At 67.5% G+C, this 9857-nt stretch carries 1 protein-coding gene; it reads right to left on the bottom strand.

The genetic code is table 11. The annotated features are described in order from the left end of the window. Positions 1–9857: non-ribosomal peptide synthetase (locus K8640_RS42170; RefSeq protein WP_223752250.1), on the bottom strand; the 9857-nt coding region annotated here is incomplete at both ends.

The following is a 9857-nucleotide window of genomic DNA, read 5'->3' as shown; positions in this document are numbered from 1 at the left end:
ACTTCGCCGAGCTCGATGCGGAAGCCGCGAATCTTCACCTGGAAGTCGTTGCGGCCGAGGAACTCGAGGGTGCCGTCGGAGAGCCAGCGGGCCTTGTCACCGGTGCGGTAGAGGCGAGCACCGGGGGCGCTGCTGAAGGGGTGAGGGACGAAGCGCTCGGCGGTGAGGTCGGCGCGGTTGAGGTAACCCCAAGCCAGGCCGTCACCACCGACGAAGAGCTCTCCCGGGACGCCCGGAGGAAGCGGCTGGAAGGAGGAGTCGAGGACGAAGGTGGAGGAGTTGGAGAGAGGCGAGCCGATGGGGACGGAGCGGGAGACTTCGTCACCGTGGCGGAGGGAGTGAGTGGCGGAGAAGGTGGTGTTTTCGGTGGGGCCGTAGCCGTTGACGAGGACGTGGCCTTCGGGGAGGCGGGCGAGGTGCTCACGGACGCGGTGAGGCAGCAGCACGTCGCCGCCGGCGAGCAACTGGCGCACGCCAGAGAGGGCGACGGGCTGGGCCGCAACCATCTGCTCGAAGAGAGCCGCGGTCAGCCAGAGAGAGGAGACCTTCTCGCGGACGAGGATGGCACCCAACTCCTCCAGGGAGAGGGAGTGAGGAGGCGCGAGGACGAGCTTCGAGCCGTGGAGCAAAGCCCCCCAGATTTCGAGGGTGGAGGCGTCGAAGGCGACGGGAGCGGCGTGGAGCCAGACTTCCGAAGCGCCGAAGTGGATGAAGGAAGAGGAGACGAGGCGAGTGACGCCACGGTGGGGAACACAGACACCCTTGGGCTCGCCGGTGGAGCCTGAGGTGAACATGACATAGGCGAGGTCATCGCCCGTCACTTCGGAAACAAGCGCAGTCGTGGGCCGACGTGAGATGCGAGAGGCCTCCTCATCGACGAGGAGGAGGACGGCGCCAAAGGCAGGCAAGTCGTCCGCGACGTCAGAGTGGGAGACGAGGACGCCTGCGCCGGACTCACGGAGGACGAAGGAGAGGCGCTCGGAAGGCCAGGCCTTGTCGAGGGGGACGTAGGCCGCGCCGGCCTTGAGGATGGCCAGCAGGGAGACGATGAGGTCCGCGGAGCGGTCGAGGCGGACAGCGACGCGAGAGCCGGGGAGGACACCGAGGGCACGCAGGTGGTGGGCGAGCTGGTTGGAGCGCGCGTCGAGCTGCGAGTAGGTGACAGCCTCATCCCCGGAGACAACGGCGACGGCCTCCGGCGAACGGACCACCTGCTGTTCGAACAGCGCATGCACGCTCGCGTTGCGCGGATACTCGACGGCAGTGCCACTCCAGCTCGTGAGGACCTGTACCTTCTCCTCCGTGGAGATGATGGGCAGGTCATTCAGCGTCAGATCGGGGCGAGTGACCGCGGCCTCGAGCAACACGGTGAAGTGACGGAGCAGGCCCTTCATGGTGGCCGCTTCGAACAGATCGGTGTTGTAGTTGATGATGCCCGAGAGCTGCTCGGCCTCCGTGAACAAGAGGCTGAAGTCGAACTTCGACGTGTTGATCTCGGCTGGCAGCGCCGTGATGTCGAGTCCCGAGAGCGCCAGAGATGACTCCGGCGCGTTCTGCAGGGTCAACGAGACCTGGAACAAAGGGGAACGGCTGAGGTCGCGCTGAGGCTGGAGTTCCTCGACGAGCTTCTCGAAGGGAACGTCCTGGTGCTCGTAGGCGGAGAGCGTGCTCAGGCGCACCTGTCCCAACAGCTCGCGGAACGAACGCTGTCCTTCGATTCGCGCACGCAGGACCAGCGTATTGACGAAGAAACCGATGAGACCTTCGGTCTCGGAGCGGTTGCGGTTGGCAACGGGGGAGCCGACCGAGATGTCGTCCTGTCCCGAGTAGCGAGAGAGCAGGAGCTGGAAGGAAGCCAACAGGACCATGAAGGGCGTGGCACCCTCGCGCTGGGCCAGGGCCTTGACGGCCTGAGTGAGTTCCCGAGAGAGCTCGATGGGGAGCACGGCGCCGCGGTAGGACTGAACGGCGGGGCGAGGCTTGTCAGTGGGCAGCTCGAGCGCGGAAGCGGCGCCCGAGAGCTGCTGACGCCACCAGCCGAGCTCGGAGGCGAGGACGTCGCCGTGGAGCCACTGGCGCTGCCAGACGGAGAAGTCGGCGTACTGGATGGGCAGGGGGGCGAGCTGCGCGGCCTCTCCGCCCGAGTACTCGCGGTAATACGCACCCAGCTCGCGGACCATGACCGCGATGGACCAACCGTCCGAGATGATGTGGTGGACGGTGACGAGCAGCAGATGCTGCTCGTCATCCGTGCGGATGAGTGAGGCACGGACCAGTGGCCCTCGGGCCAGGTCGAACGGTCGCGAGGCCTCTTCCCGCGTGAGTCGCTCGGTGGTGGCCTCCTGCTGTGCAGGCGCGATGCCTCGCAGATCCACCAAAGGCAGTTCGAGCCGGAGATCGTCCTGGATGATTTGGACGGGCTGTCCTTCGTGCGTGGAGAAGCGAGTGCGAAGGACCTCGTGGCGTTGAGTCAGAGCCTGGAGGGACTTGAGGAGAGCGGAGGAGTCGAGTGAGCCGGAGAGCTTGAGGACCCAGGGGATGTTGTAGGTGGAGGAGCCAGGCTGGAGCTGGTCGAGGAACCAGAGGCGCTGCTGAGCGAAGGAGAGAGGCAGCGGCTGGGAGCGGTCGACAGGGACGAGAGGAGGCTGGAGGGAAGCGGAGCCGTGCTGGTCGAGGCGCTGAGCGAGGAGCGCGACGGTGGGCGCGGCGAAGAGCTCACCGAGGGGCAGTTCGACGCTGAAGGCGGAGCGGATGCGAGAGACGACCTGGGTGGCGAGGAGGGAGTGGCCACCGAGCTCGAAGAAGTCGCCGTGGAGGCTGACGCGCTCCAGGCCGAGGACGTCGGCGAAGATGGAAGCGAGACGATCCTGTGCGGGAGTGGAAGGCTCGACGAATTCGTCGGCGGAAGAGGCCGAGGCGAAGTCAGGAGCAGGGAGTGCCTTGCGGTCGAGCTTGCCGTTGGCAGAGAGAGGGAAGGCCGACAGCGAAACGAAAGCCGAGGGCACCATGTACTCGGGCAGTCGTTGCTGGAGGAAACCCTTGAGCGCGGTGGTATCGACGGAAGAGTCGCCAGAGGTGAAGTAGGCGACGAGGCGCTTGTCGCCGGGGACATCCTCACGAGCGAGGACGACGGCCTCCTGGATGCCGGAGAAGAGGCGCAGAGCGGCCTCGACTTCACCCAGCTCGATGCGGAAGCCACGAATCTTCACCTGGAAGTCGTTGCGGCCGAGGAACTCGAGGGTGCCGTCGGAGAGCCAGCGAGCCTTGTCGCCGGTGCGGTAGAGGCGAGCACCGGGGGCGCTGCTGAAGGGATGGGGGACGAAGCGCTCGGCGGTGAGGTCGGCGCGGTTGAGGTAGCCCCAAGCCAGGCCGTCACCACCGACGAAGAGCTCGCCCGGGACGCCAGGAGGCAGCGGTTGGAAGGCGGAGTCGAGGACGAAGGCGGAGGAGTTGGAGAGAGGCGAGCCGATGGGGACGGAGCGGGAGACAGCGTCACCGTGGCGAAGGGCGTGGGTGGCGGAGAAGGTGGTGTTCTCGGTGGGGCCGTAGCCGTTGACGAGGACGTGGCCTTCGGGGAGGCGGGCGAGGTGCTCACGGACGCGGTGAGGCGGCAGCACGTCGCCGCCGGCGAGCAACTGGCGCACGCCAGAGAGGGCGACGGGCTGGTGCGCAACCATCTGCTCGAAGAGAGCCGCGGTCAGCCAGAGAGAGGAGACCTTCTCGCGGGAGAGGACGGCCCCCAACTCCTCCAGGGAGAGGGAGTGGGGAGGCGCGAGGACGAGCTTCGAGCCGTGAAGCAGGGCCCCCCAGATTTCGAGGGTGGAGGCGTCGAAGGCGACGGGAGCGGCGTGGAGCCAGACTTCGGAGGCACCGAAGTGGATGAAGGAAGAAGAGACGAGGCGAGTGACGCCGCGGTGAGGAACGCAGACACCCTTGGGCTCGCCGGTGGAGCCTGAGGTGAACATGACGTAGGCGAGGTCGTCGCCGGAGACGTCAGAGGGCAGCGCAGTCGTGGGCCGACGTGAGATGCGAGAGGCCTCCTCATCGACGAGGAGGAGGACGGCGCCGAAGGCAGGCAAGTCGTCTGCGACGTCGGAGTGGGAGACGAGGACGCCTGCGCCGGACTCACGGAGGACGAAGGAGAGGCGCTCGGAAGGCCAGGCCTTGTCGAGGGGGACGTAGGCCGCGCCGGCCTTGAGGATGGCCAGCAGGGAGACGATGAGGTCAGCGGAGCGGTCGAGGCGGACCGCGACGCGAGAGCCGGGGAGGACACCGAGGGCGCGCAGGTGGTGGGCGAGCTGATTGGAGCGCGTGTCGAGCTGCGAGTAGGTGACAGCCTCATCCCCGGAGACAACGGCGACGGCCTCCGGCGAACGGACCACCTGCTGCTCGAACAGCGCATGCACGCTCGCGCTGCGCGGATACGCCCGGGCCGTCTCGTTCCACGTCGAGAGCACCTGCTGCTTCTCGTGAGCACTCAGTGCCGAGAGCGTGCTCAGAGACTGCTCGGGCCGAGAGACGGCCGTCTCGAGCAGCACGGTGAAGTGGCGAAGCAGGCCCTGCATGGTGGCCGCTTCGAACAGGTCGGTGTTGTAGTTGAGGACGCCCGAGAACCGGTCGCCTTCATCGAACAACAGGCTGAAGTCATACTTCGATGTGTTGATTTCAGCGGGGACCGGCTCGAGCACCAGGCCCGAGAGCGCGAGGGCGGCCTCGGGTGCGTTCTGCAGCGTGAGGGTGACCTGGAAGAGCGGGGAGCGGCTCAGGTCACGCTGGGGCTGGAGTTCCTCGACGAGCTTCTCGAAGGGGACATCCTGATGCTCATAAGCCGCGAGGGTGTTCAGGCGCACCTGTCCCAGCAGTTCGCGGAAGGACTGCCTGCCATCGATCCGGGCGCGGAAGACGAGCGTGTTGACGAAGAAGCCGATGAGGCCTTCGGTCTCGGAGCGGTTGCGGTTGGCGACGGGGGAGCCGACTGAGATGTCGTCCTGTCCAGAGTACTTGGAGAGCAGGAGCTGGAAGGAAGCCAGCAGGACCATGAAGGGCGTGGCGCCCTCGCGCTGGGCCAGGGCCTTGACGGCCTGAGTGAGTTCCCGAGAGAGCTCGATGGGGAGCACGGCGCCGCGGTAGGACTGAACGGCGGGGCGAGGCTTGTCAGTGGGCAGCTCGAGCGCGGAAGCGGCGCCCGAGAGCTGCTGACGCCACCAGCCGAGCTCGGAGGCGAGGACGTCGCCGTGGAGCCACTGGCGCTGCCAGACGGAGAAGTCGGCGTACTGGATGGGCAGGGGGGCGAGCTGCGCGGCCTCTCCCCCGGAGAACTGACGGTAGAGGGCTGCGAGTTCGCGCAGGATGACGGCAATGGACCAGCCGTCGGACGCGATGTGGTGAACGGTGACGAGCAGCAGATGCTGCGATGCGGTCAGGCGGACGAGTGACGCCCTGACCACGGGCCCCTGCGCGAGGTCGAACGGACGCAGTGCCTCCTGCGAGGCCAACCGCTGGGCCTCGGCCTCTCGCTCCTGTTCCGAGCGCGAGGAGAGGTCGGTGACCGGCAGTTCCAGAGAGAAGTCCCGGTCGATGAGCTGGACGGGCTGACCCTCGTGAACGGCGAAGCGAGTACGCAAAGCCTCATGTCGCTGGATGAGCGAGTTGAGGGAGAGGCGCAGCGCGTTCACATCGAGTGCGCCAGAGAGCTTGAGGACCCAGGGGATGTTGTAGGTGGAGGAGCCGGGCTGGAGCTGGTCGAGGAACCAGAGGCGCTGCTGAGCGAAGGAGAGAGGCAGCGGCTGGGAGCGGTCGACAGGGACGAGAGGAGGCTGGAGGGAAGCGGAGCCGTGCTGGTCGAGGCGCTGAGCGAGGAGCGCGACGGTGGGCGCGGCGAAGAGCTCACCGAGGGGCAGTTCGACGCTGAAGGCGGAGCGGATGCGAGAGACGACCTGGGTGGCGAGGAGGGAGTGGCCACCGAGCTCGAAGAAGTCGCCGTGGAGGCTGACGCGCTCCAGGCCGAGGACGTCGGCGAAGATGGAAGCGAGACGGGCCTGTGCGGGAGTGGAAGGCTCGACGAATTCGTCGGCGGAAGAGGCCGAGGCGAAGTCAGGAGCAGGCAGAGACTTCCGGTCGAGCTTGCCGTTGGCGGAGAGGGGGAAGGCCGACAGCGAAACGAAAGCCGAGGGCACCATGTACTCGGGCAGTCGCTGCTGGAGGAAGGCCTTGAGCGAGGTGGTGTCGACGGACTGCGCTTCTGCGGCGATGAAGTAGGCGACGAGACGCTTGTCACCGGGGACGTCCTCACGAGCGAGGACGACGGCGTCCTGGATGCCGGAGAAGAGACGCAGAGCGGCCTCGACTTCACCGAGCTCGATGCGGAAGCCACGAATCTTCACCTGGAAGTCGTTGCGGCCGAGGAACTCGAGGGTGCCGTCAGAGAGCCAGCGAGCCTTGTCACCGGTGCGGTAGAGGCGAGCACCGGGGGCGCTGCTGAAAGGGTGAGGGACGAAGCGCTCAGCGGTGAGGTCGGCGCGGTTGAGGTAGCCCCAAGCCAGGCCGTCGCCACCGACGAAGAGCTCGCCCGGGACGCCAGGAGGCAGCGGCTGGAAGGCGGAGTCGAGGACGAAGGCGGAAGAGTTGGAGAGAGGCGAGCCGATGGGGACGGAGCGGGAGACTTCGTCACCGTGGCGGAGGGAGTGAGTGGCGGAGAAGGTGGTGTTCTCGGTGGGGCCGTAGCCGTTGACGAGGACGTGGCCTTCGGGGAGGCGGGCGAGGTGCTCACGGACGCGGTGAGGCGGCAGCACGTCGCCGCCGGCGAGCAACTGGCGCACGCCAGAGAGGGCGACGGGCTGGTGCGCAACCATCTGCTCGAAGAGAGCCGCGGTCAGCCAGAGAGAGGAGACCTTCTCGCGGGAGAGGACGGCCCCCAACTCCTCCAGGGAGAGGGAGTGGGGAGGCGCGAGGACAAGCTTCGAGCCGTGGAGCAGGGCCCCCCAGATTTCGAGGGTGGAGGCGTCGAAGGCGACAGGAGCGGCGTGGAGCCAGACTTCCGAAGCGCCGAAGTGGATGAAGGAAGAAGAGACGAGGCGAGTGACGCCGCGGTGGGGAACACAGACACCCTTGGGCTCGCCGGTGGAGCCTGAGGTGAACATGACATAGGCGAGGTCATCGCCCGTCACTTCGGAAACAAGCGCAGTCGTGGGCCGACGTGAGATGCGAGAGGCCTCCTCATCGACGAGGAGGAGGACGGCGCCAAAGGCCGGCAAGTCGTCCGCGACGTCGGAGTGGGAGATGAGGACGCCGGCGCCGGACTCACGGAGGACGAAGGAGAGGCGCTCGGAGGGCCAGGCCTTGTCGAGGGGGACGTAGGCCGCGCCGACCTTGAGGATGGCCAGCAGGGAGACGATGAGGTCCGCGGAGCGGTCGAGGCGAACCGCGACGCGAGAGCCGGGGAGGACACCCAGGGCGCGTAGGTGGTGGGCGAGCTGGTTGGAGCGCGCGTCGAGCTGCGAGTAGGTGACAGCCTCATCCCCGGAGACAACGGCGACGGCCTCCGGTGAACGGACCACCTGCTGTTCGAACAGCGCATGCACGCTCGCGCTGCGCGGATACGCCCGGGCTGTCTCGTTCCACGTCGAGAGCACCTGCTGCTTCTCGGCGGACGTGAGCAACGGAAGCCGCGCGAGCTGCATGTCGGGCGTGGAGACCGCCTCGGTGAGCAGCACGGAGAAGTGGCGCGACAGGCCCTCGATGGTCGCCGCGTCGAACAGGTCGGTGTTGTAGTTGAAGACACCCGCGAATCCGCCCGAGTCCTCCTCGAGCAGCAAGCTGATGTCGAATTTCGACGTCTCCAGCTCCGGCGGTAGCTGCGTGAGCGTGATGCCGGGGAGCGTCAGCGTGGCGCTCGGCGTGTTCTGCAGGGTGAGGGTGACCTGGAACAGGGGCGAGCGGCTCAGGTCACGCTGTGGCTGCAGTTCCTCGACGAGCTTCTCGAACGGGACGTCCTGGTGCTCGTAGGCGGCGAGGGTGCTCAGACGCACCTGTCCCAGCAGCTCACGGAACGTGCGCTGCGTGTCGATGCGCGAGCGCAGGACGAGCGTGTTGACGAAGAATCCGACCAGGCCCTCGGTCTCCGCGCGGTTGCGGTTCGCGATGGGCGAGCCCACGGAGACGTCGTCCTGGCCCGAGTAGCGCGAGAGCACGAGCTGCCAGGCCGCGAGCAGGACCATGAATGGCGTGGCCCCCTCGCGCTGCGCGAGCGCCTTCACCGCGTTGCTCAGGCTCCCGGAGAGTTCGATCGGAAGCACCGCGCCGCGCTCGGTCTGCGCGGCCGGACGCGGCCTGTCCGTGGGCAGCTCCAACGCCGACGGCGCCCCCGTGAGCTGCTCCCGCCACCAATCCAACTCGCCCCGGAGCCGCTCGCCGTCGAGCCACTGCCGCTGCCAGACGGAGAAGTCCGCGTACTGGATGGGGAGCGACGCGAGCTGCGCGGGCTCTCCGCCCGAGAACTGGCGGTAGAAGGCCCCCAGCTCACGGACCATGATCTCCGTGGACCATCCATCCGAGATGATGTGGTGGACGGTGACGAGAAGCAGATGCTGTCGCGCATCCAGCCGCAACAGAGAGGCTCGGACCAGCGGTCCACGCGCCAGGTCGAACGGACGGAGCGCCTCTTCGCGCATCAGTCGACGCGCTTCCTCCTCGCGCGGCTGTCCATCCAACCCAGCGAGCTCCACCACGGGCAGCTCGACCTCGGCTTCGGGCCGGATGACCTGGAGGGGCTGTGAATCACGAACGACGAAGTGCGTGCGCAGCACCTCATGGCGCTGAACGAGCGCGCGCAGCGACTGCCTCAGGGCCGCCACATCCAGCGAGCCCTCCAGTCGCAGCGCCGCGGGCAGGTTGTACGACGCAGTGCCGGGCTGGAGCTGATCCAGGAACCACAGGCGTTGCTGCGCGAACGACAGCGGAATCGCACCCGCCCGAGAGACAGGCGCCAGCTTCGCCGCGCCGTCGGATTCCCCCTGCGACAGCGCTCCGAGCCGCTTCGCGAGCAGCTCTACTGTCGGCGCCTCGAAGAGGTCCCGCAACGGCAACGTGACGCCCGTGGCGGAGCGCAGCTGCGCGACCAACCGCGTTCCCAACAGCGAGTGTCCACCCAGCTCGAAGAAGTGGTCGGTGGCACCGACCTGCTCGACCCGGAGGACCGAGGCGAACAGGGACGCAAGCAACTGCTCCGTCGGCGTGCGAGGCGCGACGAACTCCCGCGCGACAGGGACGAAGTCAGGCGCGGGGAGCGCCTTGCGGTCCACCTTGCCGCTGGGGCTCAGCGGGAGCGCGTCGAGGAAGACGAACGCGGACGGCACCATGTACTCGGGCAGGCGCTGGGAGAGCGCATCCCGGAGAGCCGAGGCGTCCTGTGACGTGGAGACGAGATAGGCGACGAGACGCGCCTCGTCGCGCACGGTGACGACCGCATCGGAGACGGACGGAACCGAACGCAGCGCGTTCTCGACTTCACCGAGTTCGATGCGGAAGCCGCGCAGCTTGACCTGGAAGTCGGAGCGGCCGAGGTACTCGAGGGTGCCGTCGGGGAGCCAGCGAGCAAGGTCACCGGTGCGGTAGAGGCGCGCGCCGGGAGAGTCGCTGAAGGCATCGGGGATGAAGCGCTCGGCGGTGAGGTGAGGAGAGCGCCAGTAGCCGAGGCCGACCTGGACACCGCCGATGAAGAGCTCGCCCGGGACGCCGACGGGAGAAGGCTGCCCCTGGGAGTCGAGGACGTAGAGGCGGGTATTGGCGACGGGCCTGCCGATGGGGATGGAGGAGAGGGAGGAGCCGCGAGCGCAGTGGAAGAAGGAGACGTCGACGGC

The organism is Myxococcus sp. XM-1-1-1, assembly GCF_020037095.1.
GTDB lineage: Bacteria > Myxococcota > Myxococcia > Myxococcales > Myxococcaceae > Myxococcus > Myxococcus fulvus.
Note: the sequence above shows the minus strand (reverse complement) of the source record. Positions and strands in the feature narration are given on the sequence as shown.